Origin of the sequence: Aggregatilinea sp. (assembly GCF_036822615.1) — a bacterium.
Lineage (GTDB): Bacteria > Chloroflexota > Anaerolineae > Aggregatilineales > Aggregatilineaceae > Aggregatilinea.
On record NZ_DAISHJ010000012.1, the window covers coordinates 25,046 to 47,678 of the forward strand.

General features: G+C 59.9%; 17 protein-coding genes and 1 tRNA gene. 11 read left to right on the plus strand and 7 right to left on the minus strand.

What is annotated here, in order from left to right; translation table 11 throughout:
* The first annotated feature begins 54 nt into the window (after positions 1–54).
* The 6 genes from V7116_RS06150 (at position 55) to V7116_RS06175 (ending at position 6,234) form a co-directional block, all read left to right on the plus strand.
* Positions 55–984: an ABC transporter ATP-binding protein gene (locus V7116_RS06150; protein ID WP_324391015.1), complete on the plus strand. Its 930-nt coding sequence runs from the start codon at positions 55–57 to the stop codon at positions 982–984.
* Positions 985–986: 2 nt separating this feature from the next.
* Positions 987–1,739: an ABC transporter permease gene (locus V7116_RS06155; protein WP_324391016.1), complete on the plus strand. Its 753-nt coding sequence runs from the start codon at positions 987–989 to the stop codon at positions 1,737–1,739.
* Complete coding sequence (locus V7116_RS06160; RefSeq protein ID WP_324391017.1) at positions 1,739–3,397, plus strand: GldG family protein; 1,659 nt, start codon at positions 1,739–1,741, stop codon at positions 3,395–3,397. The genes V7116_RS06155 and V7116_RS06160 overlap by 1 nt, the downstream gene beginning before the upstream one ends.
* A 116-nt stretch (positions 3,398–3,513) precedes the next feature.
* Complete coding sequence (locus V7116_RS06165; protein WP_324391018.1) at positions 3,514–4,107, plus strand: DUF4340 domain-containing protein; 594 nt, start codon at positions 3,514–3,516, stop codon at positions 4,105–4,107.
* Positions 4,108–4,203: 96 nt separating this feature from the next.
* Positions 4,204–5,433 (plus strand): sigma-70 family RNA polymerase sigma factor, encoded by a 1,230-nt coding sequence (locus tag V7116_RS06170; protein WP_324391070.1) that lies wholly within the window; start codon positions 4,204–4,206, stop codon positions 5,431–5,433.
* Positions 5,434–5,439: 6 nt separating this feature from the next.
* A complete protein-coding gene (locus V7116_RS06175) occupies positions 5,440–6,234 on the plus strand; it encodes a LiaI-LiaF-like domain-containing protein (RefSeq protein ID WP_324391019.1) in 795 nt (264 codons plus the stop codon).
* 70 nt (positions 6,235–6,304) lie between these two features.
* Here the strand turns inward: V7116_RS06175 and V7116_RS06180 are convergent, their stop codons facing one another.
* Positions 6,305–8,233: a TIGR03960 family B12-binding radical SAM protein gene (locus tag V7116_RS06180; RefSeq protein ID WP_324391020.1), complete on the minus strand. Its 1,929-nt coding sequence runs from the start codon at positions 8,231–8,233 to the stop codon at positions 6,305–6,307.
* Between the two features lie 177 nt (positions 8,234–8,410).
* Positions 8,411–9,244, minus strand: coding sequence for a lycopene cyclase domain-containing protein (locus V7116_RS06185; protein ID WP_324391021.1), 834 nt, complete (start codon positions 9,242–9,244; stop codon positions 8,411–8,413).
* A gap of 354 nt (positions 9,245–9,598) precedes the next feature.
* On the opposite strand from V7116_RS06185, the gene V7116_RS06190 reads away from it, so the two are divergent.
* The 3 genes from V7116_RS06190 to V7116_RS06200 all read left to right on the plus strand — a co-directional run bounded on the left by V7116_RS06190 (position 9,599) and on the right by V7116_RS06200 (position 12,166).
* Entirely contained in the window at positions 9,599–11,080 is a 1,482-nt protein-coding gene (locus V7116_RS06190; RefSeq protein ID WP_324391022.1) for a phytoene desaturase family protein, read from the plus strand.
* Positions 11,071–11,988, plus strand: coding sequence for a phytoene/squalene synthase family protein (locus tag V7116_RS06195; RefSeq protein ID WP_324391023.1), 918 nt, complete (start codon positions 11,071–11,073; stop codon positions 11,986–11,988). Before V7116_RS06190 ends, V7116_RS06195 begins: the two co-directional genes overlap by 10 nt.
* A 105-nt stretch (positions 11,989–12,093) precedes the next feature.
* Positions 12,094–12,166, plus strand: a tRNA-Phe gene (locus V7116_RS06200).
* Between the two features lie 522 nt (positions 12,167–12,688).
* On the opposite strand, the gene V7116_RS06205 is transcribed toward V7116_RS06200, so the two are convergent.
* On the minus strand, positions 12,689–13,837 hold the full coding sequence (locus tag V7116_RS06205) for a serine hydrolase domain-containing protein (protein ID WP_324391024.1): 1,149 nt from the start codon (positions 13,835–13,837) through the stop codon (positions 12,689–12,691).
* A gap of 883 nt (positions 13,838–14,720) precedes the next feature.
* On the opposite strand from V7116_RS06205, the gene V7116_RS06210 reads away from it, so the two are divergent.
* On the plus strand, positions 14,721–15,266 hold the full coding sequence (locus V7116_RS06210) for a hypothetical protein (RefSeq protein WP_324391025.1): 546 nt from the start codon (positions 14,721–14,723) through the stop codon (positions 15,264–15,266).
* A 612-nt stretch (positions 15,267–15,878) separates the two neighbouring features.
* Positions 15,879–16,229, plus strand: coding sequence for a DUF2200 domain-containing protein (locus V7116_RS06215; RefSeq protein ID WP_324391026.1), 351 nt, complete (start codon positions 15,879–15,881; stop codon positions 16,227–16,229).
* 233 nt (positions 16,230–16,462) lie between these two features.
* On the opposite strand, the gene V7116_RS06220 is transcribed toward V7116_RS06215, so the two are convergent.
* The 4 genes from V7116_RS06220 to kdpB all read right to left on the minus strand — a co-directional run bounded on the left by V7116_RS06220 (position 16,463) and on the right by kdpB (position 22,625).
* Positions 16,463–17,179: a response regulator gene (locus V7116_RS06220; protein ID WP_324391027.1), complete on the minus strand. Its 717-nt coding sequence runs from the start codon at positions 17,177–17,179 to the stop codon at positions 16,463–16,465.
* On the minus strand, positions 17,172–19,859 hold the full coding sequence (locus V7116_RS06225; RefSeq protein ID WP_324391028.1) for a sensor histidine kinase KdpD: 2,688 nt from the start codon (positions 19,857–19,859) through the stop codon (positions 17,172–17,174). Before V7116_RS06225 ends, V7116_RS06220 begins: the two co-directional genes overlap by 8 nt.
* A gap of 66 nt (positions 19,860–19,925) precedes the next feature.
* The gene (gene kdpC / locus V7116_RS06230) at positions 19,926–20,531 is read right to left on the minus strand and encodes a potassium-transporting ATPase subunit KdpC (RefSeq protein WP_324391029.1); all 606 of its coding nucleotides are present in this window, start codon (positions 20,529–20,531) and stop codon (positions 19,926–19,928) included.
* A 15-nt stretch (positions 20,532–20,546) separates the two neighbouring features.
* On the minus strand, positions 20,547–22,625 hold the full coding sequence (kdpB, locus tag V7116_RS06235) for a potassium-transporting ATPase subunit KdpB (protein ID WP_324391030.1): 2,079 nt from the start codon (positions 22,623–22,625) through the stop codon (positions 20,547–20,549).
* Positions 22,626–22,633: the final 8 nt, after the last annotated feature.

Genomic DNA, 22,633 nt, shown 5'->3' on the forward strand with positions numbered 1-22,633 from the left:
GCACGCGATCGCCATAGGGATCGTCATCAGGCTGTCAAGCTGCTGGAACCGGATATGATCGAAGTCGTCAACCTCACCAAACTTTACGGGCGCTTTGTTGCGCTCGATTCGATCAGCTTCACGGCTAAGGAAGCCGAAATCGTCGGATTTCTGGGCCCCAACGGGGCGGGCAAAACGACCGCCATGCGCATTCTGACGGGCTACATGCCGCCCACCAGCGGCGCGGCGCGCATTGCCGGGCTCGACGTCGTGGACGATTCGCTCGCGGTGCGCCAGCGCGTCGGTTATCTGCCCGAAACCGTGCCCCTCTACCGCGACATGACCGTCACCGGCTACCTCAACTTCGTGGCGCAGTTGCGCGGCGTGAAGAAGCGCAAGCAGCGCATCGCCGCCACGCTGGAACAGGTGGGCATGGCCGACCGCGCGCGCAGTCTCATCCGCAGCCTGTCGAAAGGCATGCGGCAGCGCGTAGGACTGGCCCAGGCGCTCATCCACGAGCCGGACGTGCTCATTCTCGACGAGCCGACCATCGGCCTCGACCCGCATCAGGTGCAGGACGTGCGCGCGCTCATCCGCGACCTGGGTCGCAGCCAGACGGTGCTCCTCAGCACGCATATCCTGTCCGAAGCGGAGCAGCTCTGTGACCGGGTGATCATCCTCGACCGGGGACACGTCGTGGCCGAAGATACGCCGGTCGGGTTACAGGACCGTCTACAGCGCCAGGGACGCCTGTTCGTGCGGGTCGAGCGGCGTTCCGCACAAAACGATGTCATGCGAGTGATAAAAGGCGTTCAGGGTGTGCGCAAGGTCGAGCCCCAGGGCGACGGCTATCTGATCACCACCGCGCAGAATCAAGATGTCCGGCCCGCCCTGTCTGCCGCCATCGTCGGTCAAGGCTTCGGGCTGCTCGAAATGCGCGCATGGGCCACGACGCTCGAAGAAATCTTCCTTGAACTCACGCCGCGTGCGGAGCAAAGGCACTGACCATGCACAGCATCCGGATCATCGCCCGGCGTGAGCTAGCTCAGTATTTCGCCTCGCCCATCGCCTATCTGGTCGCGTTCTCGATCCTCGTTTTGACCGGTTTCCTGTTCAATTCGGATCTGGCGCAGCGTGCGAACTCGTCCGCGCCGGATGGCACGGCGGTGCTGAGCGCGTTCGGATTTTTCACCGTATTTTTCGCCCCACTTCTCACTATGCGCCTGTTCGCGGAAGAATCGCGTGAGGGCACACTGGAACTGATGCTCACCCTGCCCGTCCGCGACGGCGATATTGTGCTCGGCAAGTTTATCGGCGCGTGGGTGTATTTCTCGCTGATTCTGGCCCTCACACTGGTGTACGAAGTCATCTTGCTGTCGATCACCACCTTCAGCGGGGTGCAGTACAGCCCGGAACTCGACCTCGGCCCGGTCATCAGCGGCTACATGGGGATCTGGCTGTTCGGCGGCGGCGCGCTGGCGGTCGGCATGCTGTTTTCCGCCATGACCGAGAATCAGGTTGTGGCCGGGTTCCTGAGCATTGCGGCGCTGTTTGTGCTGTGGCTGGGCGATTACGCCGGGCTGGTGGTGCAGAACCGCCCCGTCGCGGAGGTCATCCGCACGTTGAGCCTGCAAGCGCACTATTCGACCTCGTTCTTGATCGGCGTCATCCGTTTTGAAGACGTCGTATTTTTCCTGGGACTGATTGTGTGCATGATTTTCATCACCACGCGCGTCCTTGAATCCCGGAGGTGGCGCTGATGCAGGCGGATTGGGTGACACTGCGGGCGCGGGTGGCAAGTTGGGCCAGCGTCGCCGGGGCGGCAGCGCTGGTCGTGGCCGGGCTGCTTTACCTGCTCGGCGGCGAGATGTCGGCCTGGGTCTTTGCCTTCGTCGTCGCGGGCGTCGCAGCCATCGTTTTCTGGATTTGGGGCGCACCGGGCGAGTTCCAGGCGTGGATGACCGGGCGTCAAACGCGCTTCGGCACGACGAGCGTCCTGGTGACGATCCTCTTTGTCGGATTCGTCGTGTTCATCTACGTGCTCGCGGACCGGTCCAATACGACGGTCGACCTGACGGCGCCTCAAAAGTACTCGCTCAACATTCCCACGCTCGACGCGATCGATCGACTGGCTGCCCAGAGCTACCACGTGCGGATCGTCGGCTTCTTCAGCAACGAAACCCTGCGCGAGCAGGAAGCCGCCGATATTCTCTTGCGCCAGTACGTCGCGGAAGGGAACGGCGCAATTCAGGTGCGCTACGTCGATCCGAACGAGGAGCCTGACATCGCGCGGCGCTTCGGCTACCAATCCAGTTATGACGGTGACCTGTTCCTCGAAATCCTCGACGCCAGCGTTCAAAGCAATCCAGACGCGCTGCCCCTCTACCTGGGCGAAGCCGACGAGCGCAACATCACTACGGGTCTGCTGACCGTCGCATCAGCCGGGACGTTCAAGGTGTACTTCACGACCGGCCACGCCGAGCTGGACCTGAGCCGCACCGACGAAACAGGCATTTCGCGCCTGCGCATCAGCCTCACCGACCAGGGCATCATTGTCGAGCCGCTGAGCCTGATGGAAGTCGCAGATACGGGCGTGCCCGCAGATGCCACCGCCCTGCTCATCGTCGGGGCGCGCACCGGCTTCAACGAGACGGAAGTCCAGCTCATTGCCGACTACATCGATCGCGGCGGGCGAGTCGCCATTTTCACCGATCCGCCCATCATCGATACAGTCTCCACGCCCACCAATACCTTCCTTGAAGAAGGCAGCCCGCTTGCCGATTACCTGCTCTCCGAATTCGGCATCGCGGTCAAAGATGAAGTGGTGATCGAAACCAAGAGTACGCTCGGCAGCGAATACGCGCCTATCGTCGATCAGGTTGGCTCGCACGAGATTCTCAGCGGGGTGCAGAACGTCCAGATCGTGCTCTATTTCGCTCGTCCGATGGAAATCGTGGACGATCCCACAGTGGCCTGGGTGCGCACGCCGCTCCTGCTCTCGTCCGAGGCGTCGTTTGGCGAATCGGATCTGGAAGGACTGCGTACAGATATGCAGCCCGAATATACCCTCGGGGAAGATACGCCCGGTCCGCTGACGATGGCCGTGGCCGCGCAGCGCTCGCTGGAGATGCAGTCGGATATTCAGCCCCGGCTGGTCATCATTGGCGACTCCGACGCGTTTTCAAACGAGTTCCAGACCACCGATTTTATGGGCAACGTGCTGCTGTGGTCCGACACGATCGACTGGCTGACCGGGTTCTCCCAGTCCGTCAGTTTTACGCCGATCACCGATCCGACCCGTCTGGCGCTCATCGTTTCTGACCAACAGCGGCGTAACATCGCGTATATCACCATGATTCTGCTGCCGGGACTGGTCCTTGTCAGCGGCGGATTGGTGTGGTGGCTTCGCCGTCGTTAAGTTAAACTCTTTGCGATGATGGTCACATGATAGACAATCGTCACAAAAATTTGTCTCAACGTCGACTAGGCTATATTCTATTGGCTTGCCTTGCGGCGGTAATGGTTCTATTGTTGATGCTCGACGACCCGACGACCAAGCTCGCGCTCTTCTTACAAGCGAACGAGACAGGGCTTGATCAGGCTCCGGTCGTTTTGTTTCAGGAAATCCAGAGTCCGGCACAGATTTACATGCTGGACGTGCGAGACATCGGCCAGTCTGCGCGGCTCCTGGTAGCCCGCGACGAGGCTGCCCAGTGGCAGGTGTCACAATCTGCCGGGCTGCCCGGCCTGGAAACCGGCAGCATGATTAACCAGCAGCCGGTTGAGCTGGCCGCCTATGCCGTCGGCCTGATGACCGCGACACAGTGGTACGACGCGACTTCGGACGCGCTGACACGGTATGGGCTGAATCCTGAGCCTAGTTTCCTGATTGGACTTGCCGCGCAGGACACTACCGGAGTAACATTCCTACCTGTAATCCTTGAGGTTGGCGACAGTAATCCGGATCTTACGGCCCATTACGTCTGGCCTCAGGGTGATAACCGGATCTATCTCATCCCGGACGAGATATTGGAACCTGTGCTTAGCCTGGTGACGAACGCCGAGCAGCTTACAGCCCTGCCGGACGAAACGTCTACAAGCGACCCATCGGAAGCCGCTGTGCCTTGACCACTGGCATACGGAAGGGTGTTGAGCACAGCGCCCTACCCTGTGGTAGGGTGTTTTTATGTCACGACTTTGCTGCGCACCATGACTGCAACAGGAATGCACGAAACGACGCCCATAACAACTGATAGCAATGCCTGGAACCAGCTCTTGACCAAGGGCAACGACCAGGGTTTTGTCACATACGACGATATCCTGACCTTGATGCCAACCGTCGAGCAGAACATTGACGAGTTGGAAGAACTGCTGGAATCACTCAGCAATGCCGGTATCGAGGTCGTCGCCACGCCGCCTACCCGTGACGAAGAGGCTGATGAGGACGAGATCGCTGACGAGGGCGAAGAAGCCACCCTCGATCCCAGCGCGCTCTACGAAGATCTCAGCCAGGACGCCGGGTACCAGCAGGCGATGGACACCGACGATGTTGTTGGCCTATACTTGAAGGAAGCTGGCCGCGTCCCGCTGCTGACCGGCGAGGAAGAGATCGCGCTCGCCAAGCGTATGGAAGCCGGTCGCATCGCAGGCGAACAGCTTGAGGAATTTGGCGATGCGCTCGACTGGGACACGCGTGACGAGCTGTACCGGCTGGTCAACGACGGCGACGCCGCCCAGGAATATCTGGTGCGCGCCAACGCCCGTCTGGTGATCAGCGTCGCCAAGAAGTACATCGGGCGCGGAGTGCACTTTCTGGATCTGATCCAGGAAGGCAACATCGGCCTGATTCGCGCCGCGCGTAAGTTCGAGTACCAGCGCGGGCATAAGTTCAGCACCTACGCGACGTGGTGGATCCGGCAAGCCGTCAGCCGTGCCGTGGCCGACCAGGGCCGTACCATCCGCGTGCCGGTTCACATGGGCGACCAGATCAACCGTCTGCGCCGCACATCGAACCGGCTGATGCAGGATCTGGGCCGCGATCCGACGATGGATGAAATCGCCGCCGCGATGGAGACCACGCCGGACAAGGTTGAGGATCTGATCGAGATCTCGCGCCGCCCGGTGAGTCTGGAATCGCCCATCGAAGAAGACGCCGATTCGGAATTTGGCGACTTCATCGAGGACCAGACCACACCCCAGCCAACCGAGGTCGTGACGGCCAACCTGCTGCGCGAGCATCTGGCGCAAGCGCTTGAGCGCCTGCCAGAACGCGAGGCGCACATCCTGCAGCTTCGCTACGGGCTGGCCGATGGTGAAACGCATACATTGGAAGAAGTAGGCCGCGAGATCGGCGTCACACGCGAGCGCGTACGCCAGCTCGAAGCGCAGGCGCTCAACCGACTGCGCCACTCGTCTGCCTACCAACTGCTGCAGGACTACGTACAGGAAGGGTAAAAGTCGATGCGGTCACAAGCGCGCGCACCCTGGCTCTGGGCTTTGATCCTGATCGCGGTTGGCGTGGTACTGCTGCTCGATAACTTCCTGCTCATCGACCTTGACGCTGCCGACTATTGGCCGTTCATCCTGGTCGTGCTGGCCGTGCAGCTCCTGCTGCGCGGCGACATCGGCCTGAGCTGGGCCGCGCATACCTTTGGAATCACGCGTGGCAGCGTGCGCACCGGCTCCATCGAAGTGGAAAGTGGCGAGATCGACGTCCAGCTTCGCGCCCTGCGTAAATCGGGCCGCCTCGTCGCCGGACAGTATACCGCGCGCTCGCGCCCGGCCCTGACCGTGCGCAACAACCAGGCCCATCTCGTGCTGCGTCGCGGCGAAACGTGGCCGATCTCGCTGGCCGACTGGGATGTGGGTCTCGCTGACGACCTGCCCTGGGACCTGCTGATCAGTAGCTACCTGGGCCGCCTGGAACTCGACCTGCGCGATCTTCCGGTGCGTAAGGCATTCATCTCCTCCGGCCTGGGCAATGTGCAGCTCGCCTGCCCCGAATTTGCAGACGACACCCTTTACGCCCGGTCCTCGCTGGGCGACGTGCGCATCTCGATCCCCGAAGACAGCCGCGCAGTGATCCACGTCCAGACGGGCCCGTTCGGGCGTGTCCGCGTGGATGAAGCGCGCTTCGAGGAAGTCGAGCCGGGCATCTATGCGTCGATCCGGCCCGATGCGCCGCACACCATCCCAAAGGCCGCCGATCTGCACATCACGGCCAGCACCACTTTCGGTTCCATCTATCTGGCGTAACCCTCTGTGGAACAAAAAACGCCCCGGCAAGTTAGTGAACCGGAGCGTCTCTTTTCGTTTGTTTCGCGCGTCAGTTCAGCGCAGTCAGCGGAATCATGTCCTCCGCCTTTTTGCCCCGCATGTGGCGCGGCATAACGGGCGGGCACTGCCACGCGTCGGCGGGCGTCTCCATGCGCGTATCGCGGAACTTGGGTAGAATGCCACACGCGAAACACTGATTGCGGCAGTCCACACGCGTCTCCCCAACCTGCGACATTTCGTAGTCCTGCACCAAAAACGACTTCTTCACCGCGATGTCGATGTGATCCCACGGGAATATCTCGTCCGTGCTGCGTGGGCGGTGCGTGTAGAAGTCCATTTCCAGGCCATTTTCCGCAAACGCCTGCTCCCACGCAGACTGATTGTGCAGTTCCTGCCACGCGTCGAACTTGGTTCCCAACTGCCACGCGCGCTCGATCACCGAGCCGAGCCGCCGGTCGCCCCGGCTCAGGTACGCTTCCAGCATCGTCTCTTCGGGTTTGTTCCAGCGCAGATTCAAGCCGTTGCCGCGCAGCCCGCGCTTGAGCAGATCCTGTTTGGCGCGGATTTGATTCAGCGTATCCAGCGGCACCCACTCGAACGGCGTATGCGGCTTGGGCACGAACGTGCTGACACCCACATTGACCGTGGCTTTCTTGCCGTGGATTTTGCGCCCTTCGGCCAGCACAGCCTTCGCCAGATCTACGATGGACTGCACGTCTTCCAGCGTTTCGCTGGGGTGCCCGATCATGAAGTACAACTTGATCGTCAGCCATCCGCGCGAATAGACCTCATGCGCAGTCGAAAGAAGCTGTGAATCCGGCACGGACTTGTTGATGATGTCGCGCATGTGCTCAGTCGCCGCTTCCGGCGCAAAGGTGAAGCCGCCCCGCCGCGAATCTTTCAGCGCGTCCATCAGGTCCACGCTGACCGACTCGATACGCAGGCTCGGCAAGCTGACGCTCAAGCCGCGCTGCGGGAATTCCGACCCGATGCGCTTGACCAGATCCATAACGTGGGTGTAGTCGCTTGATGACAGACTCAGCAGGCTGAGTTCCTCGAAGCCCGTGTTGCGCACGATCTCGTCCGCCGCCGCAATGATCTCATCCACGCTGCGCTCACGCACCGGGCGCGTCACCATACCCGCATGGCAGAAACGGCAGCCACGCGTGCAGCCGCGCATGATCTCGATCGGCGCACGGTTGTGTACGGTGTCTACGTGCGGCACCAGGAACTTCGTGAACGGCGGCGGCAGCACCGGGACAATGCGTTTGCGCACGACGCGCGGCACGTCCGGCACGGTCGGCGTGACCGCCTGGATCGTGCCATCCGCATGGTAGCTCGCCTCGTAAAAGCGCGGCACGTACACGCCTTCGATCTGCGCCAGCGCGTGCATCTGCTCCTCGCGCGACGCCCCACGCATTGCCTTGAGCGTCTGCGCCACATCGAAGATGATGTCTTCCCCTTCCCCGATTGCGAATGCGTCAATAAAGTTCGCCATCGGCTCAGGGTTATAACACGCATGCCCGCCCGCAATCACAACCGGATAACGCTCATCGCGGTCGGCAGCGCGCACCGGCATGCCCGCGAGATCGAACATATTCAGCACGTTGGTATAAAGCTGCTCATACGGCAGGCTGATGCCCAGCAGATCGAATTCCGCGATGGGCCGCTTGCTGTTCAGGCCGTAGAGCGGCAGCCCTTCGCGGCGCATAACCGCTTCCATATCCGTCCACGGGCTGAACACGCGGTCCGCGAACATATCCGGCTGCTTGTTGATGATGTCGTAGAGGATCATCCAGCCCAGGTTCGACATGCCCAGATCATACAGATCCGGGAACGCGAACGCGGTGTGGAAAGCAACATCGTTCCAGTCTTTGTCCACGCTGTTGTATTCGCCGCCGATATAGCGGCCCGGCTTCTGGACTTCCAGCAAAACCCGGTCCAGCGTGCGCTCGATGGTCTCAGGTGTTGCGTGCATGATGCTGCGATGCCTCTCGGTAAATAAATGCGATAGTGATTTGCATTATAACAGACCGCAACAGGTCATCACAGCCCCGGTTGAACACATCCAGTGGACGATAACAGCCGCCTCGCCCGAAGCGCAGAAGCGGCTGTTGAATTGTGCTCTGTTGACTATGCGAACAGAATCAGCTAATCAGATCTCATCGTGCTGCTGCGTCCAGGTGCGAGGCTGCTGCATCTCGCGGCGGCGCAGCTTTGCCAGCAAATCGCGCGTGCGTGTCTGACTTTCCGGTGCAAGCATCAGCACCATGCCGAACACAACCAGCAGGTTCGTCACCGTGAAAAACACCGCCTCCTCCACCGGAAGGATGCCCGCCAGCAGCACGCCTGTCGATTGGGCCGGATCGATGGTCCACGTACCTGACTGGATCGCCACTGCATCCGCGATCCACAGGTAAACCGACGGCAGCGCGATTCCTACAGCCACCAAGCGGCGCCGCGCCCACAGAATATCCGCGCCAAATGCAAGCTGGGTCACGATTGGGATCGTTGCCCATCCCAGGATCAGACCCAGGTAGGTTCCCTTGTCCCAGCCGGACACCAGCAGCATCACGCCCGCCAGCCAGACGATTCCCGCCGCGACGGATGCGCCCCATCGCAGCCGCAAGGATGGCTTCAGCACGCCGGAACGCTTGAAGGCGTAGCGCATCAGGGCCAGCAGCAAAAGGCCGCTCATCAGCGTTTGGACCACGAAAAACGTGTATTCCTCGATCGGCACCCATCCTACCGTGATCCCGGTTACCAGCGCCGGGTCGTACCACCACACGCCGGTTGCTACAAGATAGTTGTCCCACGGTGTCGTGTAGGCGACCGCGATAGCCACGTGCAGCAGCACGGCCCAATAGGCGCGCCCGGCCAGCACACCCCAGGCTGCAACCGGTTTGCTCCTGCCATCGCGCCACGCTAACAGCGCCAATACGAGTAGCGGCGGACCTATAAACAGTGCGAGAACCTCAAAGTAGGACATTGACACTTTTCACCTTTGCAGCGGGGTCGCGGTGACTCGCCCGAAAAAATCACGTAGACTGATCTTAACATGGCACAACGCTGATTTTTGCTGCACTAGGCAATTTCTCATCCGGCGATCTTTCAAATTGTGCTCGCAGCAGCCTCAAACACGCTCAGTCTATTTAGTTTTTTAAGGAAATTCTTAATTATTGTTCGCTGATACTCGTCCGTTTCGCCTTGAGTCAGCTATTCACTATTTTGCAGTTCTTAGTGTGCACCTCATCCTGTACTCATGAACTTTTTGAACAATCTTTATTAGGTCGCCGTTGGGCACCTGACGGATAGGGAATCGGATTTCAGTAAACGAGGGATTATGCGTTCAATTGTGGTGATCGGCGCGGGCATGGGCGGGCTGGCCGCAGCCCTCCGCCTGCAAAAAGCGGGGTTTCAGGTCACGGTGCTGGAGAAGCAGTCCCGCGCAGGCGGACGCAGCAACGTCATCGAGGAATGCGGGTTCCGGGTGGATATGGGGCCAACGATCCTGGTGATGAAGTCCGCCTTTGACGACATCTACCGCGCGCTAGGGCACAATCTGGACGAGCGACTAGAAATGATCCGGCTGGATCCGAACTACCGCGTTTACTATCATGACGGCGATCATCTCGACCTCTACGGCGATATGCCCTTGTTGGCGGCTGAAGTCGAGCGTGTCGAACCGGGGTCCGCCGAGCATCTATTCGAGTTCATCGGCGCGGGCGCGAAAAAGTATGCGCTGGGCATGGACTTTGTCGATCGCAACTACGATCACCTGACCGATCTCGCCAACCCACGTGCCGGGCTGCGTCTGCTGCGCACGCAGTCTTACCAGAAGCTCTACGATCAGGTTGCGCGCTATTTCCAGTCCGATAAGCTGCGCAAAGCGTTCTCCTTCCACTCGATGTTCCTGGGCCTCTCCCCCTTCGATGCGCTGGCGATGTACAGCCTGATTACCTATGCCGATATCGCCTATGGCATGTGGTTTCCCAAAGGCGGCATCTATCACATCATCGAGGATATGCTGGCACTGGCCGGTGAGCTGGGCGTAGAGGTCCGTACCAATGCACCCGTCGCGGAAATTCTAGTGAAGGCAGGGCGCACAACAGGTGTACGGCTTGAATCGGGCGAAGTCATTAAAGCCGATCTGGTCGTTTCCAACGCCGATCTGCCCTACACCTATACGCACCTCGTGCCCGCTGACGAGCGCCGACCCTCTACAGTGGATCGCCTGAACAACATGGACTATGCCTGTTCCGGCTACCTGTTGTACCTCGGCGTCAAGGGGACCTACCCCACCATGCGCCACCAGTCACTCTACTTTTCCGAGGACTACCGTGCCAATCTGGATGCTATTTTCCAGACGCGCACGCTGCCCGCCGATCCATCGTTCCACCTGAACAACCCGACCATTTCCGATCCGACGCTCGCGCCACCCGGCCACACCTTGCTCTATGTGCTGGCACCCATGCCGAACCTCCAGGGTGACGTCGACTGGGCACAGACCGCGCCACAGGTCCGCGAAACGCTGCTCGACCGGCTCGAAACGCTCGTCGATCCGCATCTGCGCGAAAATATCGTGTGGTCGCGCGAGTACACGCCGCTGGACTTCGCGCAGGACTACAACGCCGTGCATGGGACCGCCTTCGGCTCGCTCTCTCACGGCTTCTTCCAGTCGTCTTACTTCCGCCCGCACAATAAAGCGCGCGATATCAACGGTCTTTATTTCGTCGGCCAGGGAACTTACCCGGGTATCGGCATGCCAATGGTTCTTATCTCCGCCCGGCTCGTCACAGAAAGGATCATAAAGGAATGGTGCTAAAAGAATACCCCTACGCAGCATCCGTCCCTGCCCTGAAGGGGTTCGATCTGCCCCATCACCTCATGGCCGATTACGCCGCGTGCTATCGCATCATGCAGGCCGCCAGCAAGAATTATTCGACGGCCAGCCGCATGCTGCCCGCCGATAAGCTGCCGCACGTAACAGCGCTCTACGCCGTTATGCGCGTCGGAGATGACCGCGTAGATGTGGATCACAACGGCTTTTCGTCGCCGCTGGCCGCGATTCAGGATTGGCGCGACAGTTACTGGCGAGCCTTCGAGACGGGTACCAGCGATCACCCGGTGCTGCGCGCCTACCTGCATACGGCGCACGTATTCGACATTTCGCCGGAACTGCTTCACGCTTACTTCCGCGCCATGATCGAAGATCTGACCGTCACCCGCTTCCCCACCTTCCACGATCTGCTGCACTACATGGACGGCAGCGCGATTCCGGTGGGGCGCGTCATGACACATATTCTCGGCACACGGACGTCGCGCAGCGTGGAGGCATACCCGGCGGCAGATGCGTTGGCAATTGCCATGCAGCTCAGCAACTTCTGGCGCGATATCGGTGAGGACTGGGAACGTGGGCGTGTTTATCTGCCCGAAGACGATATGCGGCAGTTCGGCATCACCGAGGACGATCTTGCGGCACACACCATCGATCATCGCTTTATCGATCTGCTCGAATTCGAGATGGCGCGCACCGACGCCTACTACGAGCGTGCGCGGGCAGGCGTATCCCTGCTAAAGACAGGGCGCTGGGCGGTCATGAGCGCCCTGGAGTTCTATCACGCCATCCTACCGAGCATCCGGCGCAACAATTACGACGTCTTCACACGGCACGCAGGCACAAGCAAGCTGCGCAAACTGGGGCTGATCGTTCAGGCGTGGCGGCAGGTCTAGTGCGTAATCTCGAAGGTGCGGACCAAATCTAAAATCTGCCGGAACCCACCGTTGACACCGAGGGGAAATACGCTACAATTAGCCCGTGCTTCGAGGGAAGCACACGCCGAGGTAGCTCAGTTGGTAGAGCACTTGACTGAAAATCAAGGAGTCCCCAGTTCAAGTCTGGGCCTCGGCACTCTCTCAAACTTCCCCTAGCTTGATTGGTTGGGGATGTAAAACAAGTAGCGCACGGACCAATTTCTTGAGAGTCTGAAGTTGTTAAAGTGCGCAAACCAACGGCTTATCTGCGCGAACAGATAAGCCGATTTGTTTATATGGCCTACAGGGTGCGCAAGCCATAAAACTGTCGTTGGTTTGTCCTCCGCCCCAGATAGTCTAGCTACAGCATTTCAGCTAAAAGAAAAAGACGCCCACATTGACGTGTAGGCGTCTTAAAGTCGCGTGCGAAGCCCTACAGCCTCGCCCAACCCGCCGGGTGGCCTGCTCGGCGGGGTCGTGAGCGGTCCGTCTGCCGCCCGGCGTTCATGCCCTTCACCTGTCAGCCCCGCTCCCCGTCGCGCGCTCTCGCCCAATAGTGGTCCTGTGCCCTATTGTCCCAAAGGTTACGACCAGTTTACTCCCCTGGCCGCCGCCCGATGTTATCCGATAAGGGTATCGATGCCGGAAGATGGATTGGCCTGAGTTTAAGGCCATTGCTTCAGTCCTCTACGCGCAGCAACGGGAGCGCTGGAGTCAGCATCGCCGCCTGGCCCTGTTCCGGATCGGCGGAATCGTTGTTGTAGAGAATCACCACGACCGTATCGAACGCCGGCGCATAGTTGAGCAGCGTCCGGTACCCGGTAATCCCACCTGCATGCCCCAAATAGGGCGAGCCGATCATAATGCCCAGACCGTAGGAACTGCCAGGAGCAGGCGTCGTCATCGCGTCCAACGACTCGGGGTCGTCAAACAGTGCTCCACTGAATAACCCGCGCCCGAAGGCGATCAGGTCTGGAGCAGTAGAGACCAGACCACCTGCCGACCATCCGATGGATTCGTGCAGTTCAGTGAGATCGGTCGTGTTGTCCCCAAACCCCATGTAGCCATGCACCACGTCAACGACCGACTCTTCGTAGCAATCCAGGAAGGTCGACGCCATGCCCAACGGTTCGTAAATGCGCGTGCGATACGCCTCCGCAAGCGGCGCATCCGTCGCCGTTTCGATTACCATACCGAGCAGCGCGTAGTTGGTGTTGCTGTAATGCCACCCTGCCCCCGGCTCAAAGTTGGCATCTTCGCCATAAACGTAGCGGGTGAGCGTGTCGTGGGGATCCCGTGCGACGCAGGCCAGCGACGCACTCCCCGCATCGGGGTCGATTTCCGCCTCAGCAAACAGATCGCTGTAGTAAAGCTCGCTTTCGACGATGCTGAACACTCCGGATGTATGCGTGAGCAGGTGGCGCAGCGTGATCTGGTCGCCATAGGGCAGCTGATCGGCCACCTCCGGCAGCCACAGCGCCAGCGGATCGTCCAGAGTCAGCACACCTTCTTCCGCAAGCTGGACAATCACCGTCGCGGTAAACATCTTGGTGATGCTGCCAATGCGAAATGCCCCCTCCGGCGGCATCGGGATCTCGTGCTCGAGATCCGCGAAACCACTTGCCCCTGCAAACTGGTATTCCGGGGCGTCGATCCACACGACCATTCCGGGCGGAAGTCCACTGGCTGTCAGATCGTCCATTTCCGCTTGAATCTCCGTAACGACCTCCGACGGAAACGGTTGCGGTCCATCTTGGGCGGTGGCAGTCAAGGCGGACAGCAGCGTCAACAGCACCAGGGTCACGATCAGGGCAGTACGAAAACGCATCAGTATGCTCCTCAGAAAAATATCCGGTTGTTGTATCTTCGTACGGGGCGATGGTTGTGTGGGTTTCAGCGCTCAAACTTGGGGCGCAGCCTACTCGGCTCCCCTGTTCGTCCGCAAATTGTGCGGCACGACAAACAGGATCTGCCTGAGTTTATAGACATTTCTCCCACCCACCGGCGTGTAACATGTTTTGCAATGATTCTATAGATGTTAGCATATTAGCCTATTGTGCCAACCGGATCGCGGGATCTAGAACAGCGATACTATAAACGTTCTCTATTCCTTAACGAGCGCGTCAAAGACACTCTCTCCTGAGCCGAACGGTCATGTGGCCCAAGATCGGCGATCTGCTCACCAGCCTGCACCTTGCTAATGATTTCTTCCTTCTTTTCTTTGACTATATGTTGGCTCAGCTCCCCCCTTTTGGCATTCATTAGCTACGCTCACGTCTTATTTCACAGGGTGCCAATCATCCTCCAGCGCATCAAGCAGTTCGTCAATATTCATCTGATGGCAGCCCAGATAGCAGTGGTCGCTCGTCAGATGTCCATCGGTAGACATGGGCTGGCGGGCCTGATGTAAGTCTACATTTACAACTCTATGACAACTGTTTAACTGAGAATTTATTGACAGTATTATCGATTCATTTTAGGGTATTTAAGATAGAAAATACCAAAAGCACCTGATTTGATTGTATACATAAAACAAACACTTATCGTCATCACAACTAATCGCAAACTCATTCCGCTAAGGTGGTGGCAACTGGCGGGGTTGATCCCTATCCGGGCACAAATCGCAGCCAGTTTCTAGCAGGGAGCAGAAAGCCCTCTGCCCTTTATCTCAGTACCCTTGTGCTCAGCTTATCAATCAGGAGAAAACCCACATGCGAAGACTTACCTGCGATCCCAAAGCCGAGATTTCCGGCGCAAGCCTATCGAGTATTTTGGAAAACTCGCAAGGCGGGGACATGAGAGCTCTGGCGGCCAAGTTCGGTTTGGAGGATATCCGCGCAGACGCGTGGTACCCACTCCAGAAAGCCCTCGAATTCTGGGACGAGTTGTCTAATCACCCCAACCTCATGTCAAACCTGGTCGCTACCGGGCTGGCAATCGTCGACAATGCCTTGGTGCCTGAAGGGTTGGCCGGTGCATCATTTGAGGATTGGGTGAAGGGGTGGGATGCTCACTACCAGGCTAACTTCCGTAATGCCGACGTCGGGCACAAATCCGCTGTCAAGGTGAGTCCCGGGCACTATATGATCGTGCTTGATGGAACCGTGATCCCAGATGATCTGGAATATGGTGTGCTTTACGGCTTTGCAAGGCGACTGTTACCTTCGAGTTCAGAATTCACTGTGTGGTACGACGAAAACGAGACGCCTATGGACGAAGGCGGCGACCGTACCATCCTCCATGTGGAGTGGGCATAATCGTCTTTATAGTACAGGCTGATATCTTACTGGCGTTCCCAGTTGGTGGAAGCTCAGGCGCATCCGTCTATCTAGCAGGATTTACAAGCGGCATGCCAACTATAAAGCATTGAGTTAATCAGATCCGGTTGTTTGGGTACATTCCTCAACGACTGCAGCCACCGCCCCACGGCCTCAGCGATGGCGTGCATATTCCGTTCAGAATAGATGCGAGGCGGCAGCATGACAAAACAGGGGCGCTGTGCGCGCCCCTGTTTTGGTCACCTTGCGCTAGCTCTCCAGCGCATCGAGCGGCTCCTCGATGTTGTATGACTAGCTGGCCAGGTAGCAGTGGACGCTGCCCGCGCATCGCCAGCGTCGGGAATGACTTACGCCTCGGCGCGATCCTCATCGTCCGTACCGCGCACCGCCTTGCGGGTGAGCCGGACGGACTCTTCGATAGACTCGCACGGTCCAAACTAACGACCCCACGGTACGATTGAAGCGCGCCCCGTCCGGAGGCCGAGCAGCCGATCATCCCTGAGCGGAGTGTAACACCCTAACAGAACATATGTTTGTTCAGCCATGCATTTCTGCGTAAAATAAAGGCAACCGTCGAAACAAGGAGGCACCATGACAAACCATCGAATCTATAAAATGAGTTTCGCAAGAGTCTATCCCGAGTATGTCGCTAAGGCGGAGAAAAAAGGGCGTACGAAGCCAGAAGTCGATGAAATTATTGGTTGGTTGACAGGCTATAGTCAGGAAGAGTTGGAAGCGCAGCTGGAAAAACAAACAAACGTTGAAACCTTCTTTGCAGAAGCGCCTCAATTGAATCCTTCGCGGGCTTTGATTAAAGGTGTGGTTTGTGGTGTTCGCGTGGAAGACATCGAAGAACCAACGATGCGGGAAGTTCGTTACCTAGACAAGTTAATCGACGAGTTGGCAAAAGGCAAGACAATGGAGAAGATCTTGCGGAAGTGATAGGCGTCGAAGAATCTCATACAGGCAATATAAACCCGGTTGTTTTCTGATCCTCGTCCGGCTCGTCTGCATCCAGCTTCCGCCGTGCGCCTCGCCATATCGGGCCGAGAGTCACCCCGATTGCAATTCCGATATCGATCCCCAGGAGAAGACTGCCCATAGCCACTCGACCCTTGCCGCAGCCCCCTAACATCCTACGTCATGTCGCACGAAACCAATCAAGTAGAACGAATTCAATCGACCCACAAACGATAACCCACCCCCGCCTCGGTCAGCAGATAGCGCGGGCGGGCCGGATCCGCTTCAATCTTGTGCCTAAGCTGCCCCATGTACACGCGCAGGTAGTGGCTCTCGTTTGTGTACGATGGTCCCCAAACCTCGTTCAACAACTGGCGATGCGTCACCACCCGTCCCGCGTAGCGAACCAGCGTCGTCAGCAGCTTGTATTCCAGCGGCGTGAGATGTACGTCCTCGCCGCGAACGCTGACGGTGCGTCGCGCCAGATCCACGTGAAGATCGCCCACCTCGAACACTGCATCGTCGCTGCCCTGCACCCGCGCCGAATGCCTCAACGCAACACGAATCCGCGCCAGCAGCTCGCTCGTGCCAAACGGCTTCGTCAAGTAATCGTCCGCACCCGCATCCAGCGCCTCGACCTTATCATGTTCCTGCTCGCGCGCAGAAACAACAATCACCGGCGTCGAGGACCATTCACGCAGCCGCCGCATGACTTCCAGACCGTCCAGGTCGGGCAGACCCAGGTCAAGGATGATTACATCCGGCGCACGCAGTGCAGCTTTGTTGATGCCGTCTAATGCCGTTGCCGTCTCCTCAATGCGATAGCCATTACTGGTCAGCGTGGTCCGTAAAAAACGCCGGATCTGCGCGTCATCTTCAATGATCAGAACCAGTGTGTTTTGCCCAGCAGCGGGTGCTGAAACGTCACTCATCGTCTGTCAAAACCTCCGGCGGCTCGCCGTCCAACGGCAGCGTGAAGCGGAATATTGCTCCGCCGTCCGATCGATTTTCCGCCCAGATGCGTCCGCCATGAATCTCCACGATGCCACGGCAGATCGCTAATCCCAGTCCTGCGCCACGCGTCACGGCAGGCTCTGCACGGTAGAATTTATCGAAGATGCGCTGTTCGTCACCAGGCGACAGCCCCGGTCCGCGATCGGCAACCTCAACTAGAATCGCATCACCCTCACGTCGCGCGGAAAGGTCGATGGGCGAGCCTGACGGCGTATATTTAACTGCATTATCCAGCAAATTGACCAGCACTTGCTCAATTAGCATGCTATCGATGGGAACCAGCAGCAGGTCGTCAGGCAGATCGACACGCACCTCCCGGCCTGCCAACCGCTTTTCCAGCCGGTTCAGTGTCGCTCCAATGACCTCCTCCAGTGGCTGCCACTCTTTGTTGACACGCATGCTGCCGGACTGCAGGCGCGTCATGTCGAGCAAGTTGCCCACCAGCCGATTCAGCCGTTCGGCCTCCTCATACGTCACCTGGGCCAGCTCATGCCGCCCCTCGGCGCTGAGCGTTGCGTCATTTTCGAGCAAGCTGCTGGCCGCCCCGGTAATCACCGCCAGCGGCGTACGTAGATCGTGCGAGACGGAACTTAACAGCGAGTTGCGCAGCCGTTCCGTTTCGATCTGCATATGAGCCTGCGCCGCTTCCTCCGCGAACTGCGCGCGCTCCACAGCCAGCGACGTCTGGTTAGCGAAGGTCTCGATCAGGTGCATCTGGTCGGGCGAAAAGAGTCGCTGCGGCTGGCGCGGGTAAACGCCGATCACGCCTGCCGTGCCGCGCAGTGTACGCAACGGCAAATATAACCCCTGCGCGCCCGGCAGCGCATGTGTGCCCAACCCTGCGGCCTGCCCATGATCGTACACCCACCGCGCAACGCCCAACTCGTGCGCCGTCAGCGCGGCAGCACTTTCGGGCACGTGAACGGCCAGATTGCCCGCCACGTCAGGCAGCACTACGACGGCGCGACTGTCGAATACCTCGCCGATGTGCTGCGCGGCGATTGCTGCCAGCGTGGACACTCCCTGGCTGTTCGCCAGATCCCGGCTCATCGCGTACAGGTTTGCCGTGTGGCGCTCCCGTTCCCGCGCAGCCTCGGCCTGCTGTTTAATGCGCACCGTCAACGTGCTGATGGTCATACCCACGAGCAGCATGATGATGAACGTCACGATGTATTGGCTGTCGGACACCGCGAACGTCAGATAAGGCGTGACAAAGAAAAAATCGAACGCCAGCACGCTCAGCAACGCGGCCAGCATCGACGGACCACGCCCGTAGCGTGCTGCCGCAAAAACTACGCCCACCAGGTAGACCATGATCATGTTGGCGAGGTCGAAGTAGGGCAGCATCAAACGCGCAAGCAAGGTACACAGCGCAAACACGAGCAGTGTGTTGGCATAGGCCCGCCAATGATTGGTCCGCCGCAATATCTGCATAGGGAGCACCGATCGCGAAGAATCGGGGTCACCGCTAATGACGTACACGTCGATCTTGTCGCTGTGGCGTACCAACTCGTCGAGCACGGAACCAAACACGATATCTCGCCAACGCGGATGTGACGGCTTGCCCACGATGATCTTACTCACGTTGCGCTCGTGGGCGTAGGCCAGCAGCTCCTGGCTGACGTTGTGCCCGAACCGGATCGCGGTTTCCGCGCCCAACTGCTCGGCGAGGCGCAGCGTCTCGATCGCCCGGTTGCGGTCCTCCTCCGGCAGGCGCGCGTGCGACGCCGTCTCGACGTACACCGCCAGCCACTCGGCGTGCAGGCCACTCGCCATGCGCTTGGCCGCCCGCACAAGCCGCCGCGATAGTGGGCTGGGGCTGATGCTGACCAGAATGCGCTCAGCGGCAGGCCACGTCTGCTTGACGGCGTGATCGCGCCGGTAATCCTGCATCTGCTCATCCACGCGATCCGCCGTGCGGCGCAGCGCCATTTCCCGGAGGGCCATCAGGTTGCCCTTACGGAAGAAATTCTGCATGGCGCGCTCCGCCTGCGCCGGGATGTAAACCTTACCCTCTTTGAGACGCTGGAGCAGGTCGTCAGGTGCGAGATCGATCATCTCGACCTCGTCGGCTTGTTCAAGCAGCGAGTCGGGGATCGTCTCACGCACGACGATGCCGGTAATCTGGCTCACGACATCGGCCAGACTTTCGAGGTGCTGCACATTCACGGTCGTGTAAACGTTAATGCCTGCCGCAAGCAGTTCCTCAACATCCTGGTAGCGCTTGGGATGCCGCATGCCCGGCGCATTGGTGTGTGCCAGCTCATCCACCAGGATCAGTTCGGGACGCCTTGCCAACGCCGCGTCGAGATCGAACTCGCGCAGAGTCGCGCCCTGGTATTCCACAAAACTCGGCGGAATGGCTTCGAGTCCTTCCAGCAAGGCTTCTGTCTCAGCCCGTCCATGCGGCTCGACATAACCGACGACGACATCCACGCCCTCCGCCTGGCGCATGTGCGCTGCATCGAGCATGCTGTACGTCTTGCCAACACCCGCCGTCGCACCGAAGAAGATCTTCAGTTTTCCCCGGCGATCCTTACTTTCTTCAGCCTGGAGGCGCGCCAGAATCGTATCTGGATCGGGCCGCTGCTCATTCATAGGTCAGATCATCCTTACCGCATGTCTTGCACGATCATAGCTCAAATCCGCCGCACCCTATCCCGGTCAGTCCAATGCGTCCAGGGCGAGGTTCAGCTTCAGCACGTTGACGCGCGGCTCGCCCAGCACCCCCAGCCAACGATCCTCGGTGTGATCGTTGACCAGCGCGATCACTGCCGCCTCGTCCAGGCCGCGCGCACGGGCCACGCGCGACACCTGATAGAGCGCCGCCGCCGGGCTGATGTGCGGATCGAGGCCACTGGCGGACGCCGTCACCAGATCGACCGGGATGGGCGCGGTACTGCCTGGATCGGCGGCGTGCAGCGCATCGATGCGCGCCTGAACCGCGTCCAGCAGCGCCGGGTTGAGCGGCCCCAGGTTGGAGCCGGACGAGGCCGCCGCGTTATACGGCTCCGGGCCGGTCGCGGAGAGCCGCCCCCAGAAATAGGCCGGATCGTCGAACGACTGGCCAATCAGCGCCGAACCGACCGCCTGCCCGTCGCGCACGATCAGGCTGCCGTTGGCCGCGTCCGGGAAGATCGCCTGCGCGATCCCGGTGATGACCAGTGGGTAGATCACCCCGGTGAGCAGCGTCAACAGCGCCAGCAGCGCCAGCGCCGGACGCAGCAGGTTCCACAGCGCCGTTGCACGCGGTTTCGTCGTGTGTTCCATCTCCAATACCCTCCCCTATACCAATCCGAGCGCGGCCAGCAGCATGTCGATCAGCTTAATTCCAATGAAGGGGACAACCAATCCGCCCAGGCCGTAGACCAGCAGGTTGTTGCGCAGCAGCGTCGAGGCCCCCACCGGGCGATAGCGCACGCCGCGCAGCGCCAGCGGGATCAGGGCGATGATGATCAGTGCGTTGAAAATCACAGCGGACAGGATCGCGCTCTGCGGCGTGGTCAGGTCCATCACGTTGAGCCGGTCGAGCACGGGATACGTGGTGGCAAAGGCCGCCGGGATGATGGCGAAGTACTTCGAGACGTCGTTGGCAATGCTGAACGTCGTCAGTGCGCCGCGCGTCATCAAAAGCTGCTTGCCGATCTCCACGATCTCGATCAGCTTGGTCGGGTTGGAATCAAGGTCGATCATATTCCCGGCCTCTTTGGCGGCCTGCGTGCCTGTGTTCATCGCCACAGCCACGTCCGCCTGAGCCAGCGCGGGCGCATCGTTCGTGCCGTCGCCGGTCATGGCGACCAGCCGTCCCCCGGCCTGACTGTCGCGGATCAATTTTAGCTTGGCTTCGGGCGTGGCCTGCGCCAGAAAATCATCAACGCCCGCCTCCGCCGCAATAGCCGCCGCCGTCAGCGGGTTGTCACCTGTGATCATGACCGTTTTGATCCCCATCCGGCGCAGCTCCGCGAAGCGTTCCGCAATACCACCCTTCACGATGTCCTTGAGCTGGATCACGCCCAGCACGCGCGGTCCATCGGCCACAACGAGGGGCGTCGCGCCCTGTGTGGCGATGTCATTTACCAGATTACGCACGGCGGACGGGAACGGGCTGCCCTGCCCTTCGACGAATGTCTGGATTGCGTCAGCAGCGCCCTTGCGAATACAGCGGCCATCCATGTCGATGCCGCTCATGCGCGCCTGCGCCGTGAACGGCACGAATGCCGCGCCGAGGGCGTGCACGTCGCGCTCGCGTAGGCCGTATTTGTCCTTCGCCAGCACGACGATACTGCGGCCTTCGGGCGTTTCGTCCGCCAGGGATGAAAGCTGCGCCGCATCAGCGAGGGCATCAGGGCTGATGCCCTGCACCGGGAAGAAGTCAGTCGCCTGCCGGTTGCCGAGCGTGATCGTGCCGGTCTTGTCCAGCAGCAGCACATCCACGTCTCCGGCGGCCTCGACCGCCCGCCCGGACATAGCGATCACGTTGGCCTGGATCATGCGGTCCATGCCCGCGATGCCGATCGCGGACAGCAGCCCGCCGATGGTCGTCGGAATCAGGCACACCAACAGCGCGACGAGCACCGTCACTGTGACCGGCTCGCCCTGCCCGGCGGCGTCCACGCTGTAGATCGAAAACGGCAGCAGCGTCGCCGCGGCCAGCAGAAAAACGATGGTCAGCGCCGCCAGCAGGATGTTCAACGCGATCTCGTTGGGCGTCTTCTGACGCTTCGCGCCCTCGACCATCGAGATCATACGATCCAGAAACGTCTCGCCGGGGTTGGCCTCGATCTGCACCACCAACCAGTCGGATAGGATGCGTGTGCCCCCCGTAACGGCGCTGCGGTCACCGCCGCTCTCGCGGATCACCGGGGCGCTTTCGCCTGTGATCGCGCTTTCGTCCACCGACGCCACGCCCTTGAGCACCTCCCCGTCACTGGGGATGATATCGCCCGCCTCCACCAGGACCACGTCACCTTTGCGCAGCGCGGTCGACAGCACGACGTGATATTCCGCCGCGCGATCGGGCTTCGTCAGTTTTTTGGCGCTGGTATCCTGCCGGGACCGGCGCAGCGTGTCGGCCTGAGCTTTACCGCGCCCCTCGGCCATCGCCTCCGCGAAGTTGGCGAACAGCACCGTGAACCACAGCCATGCGGACACGGCCAGGATAAAACCGGGCGCGGCCTCGCCCTCCCCCACCAGCGCCTGCACGAACAGCACCGTCGTGACCACACTGCCGACTTCAACCACGAACATCACCGGATTCTGGAACTGGTGGCGCGGGTCGAGCTTGCGCACGGCCTCCACCGCCGCCCGTCTGACAATCGGCGGATCGAACAGCGGGCGTGACTGAGCTTTCGTTTGTACGGTCATGGGACTTA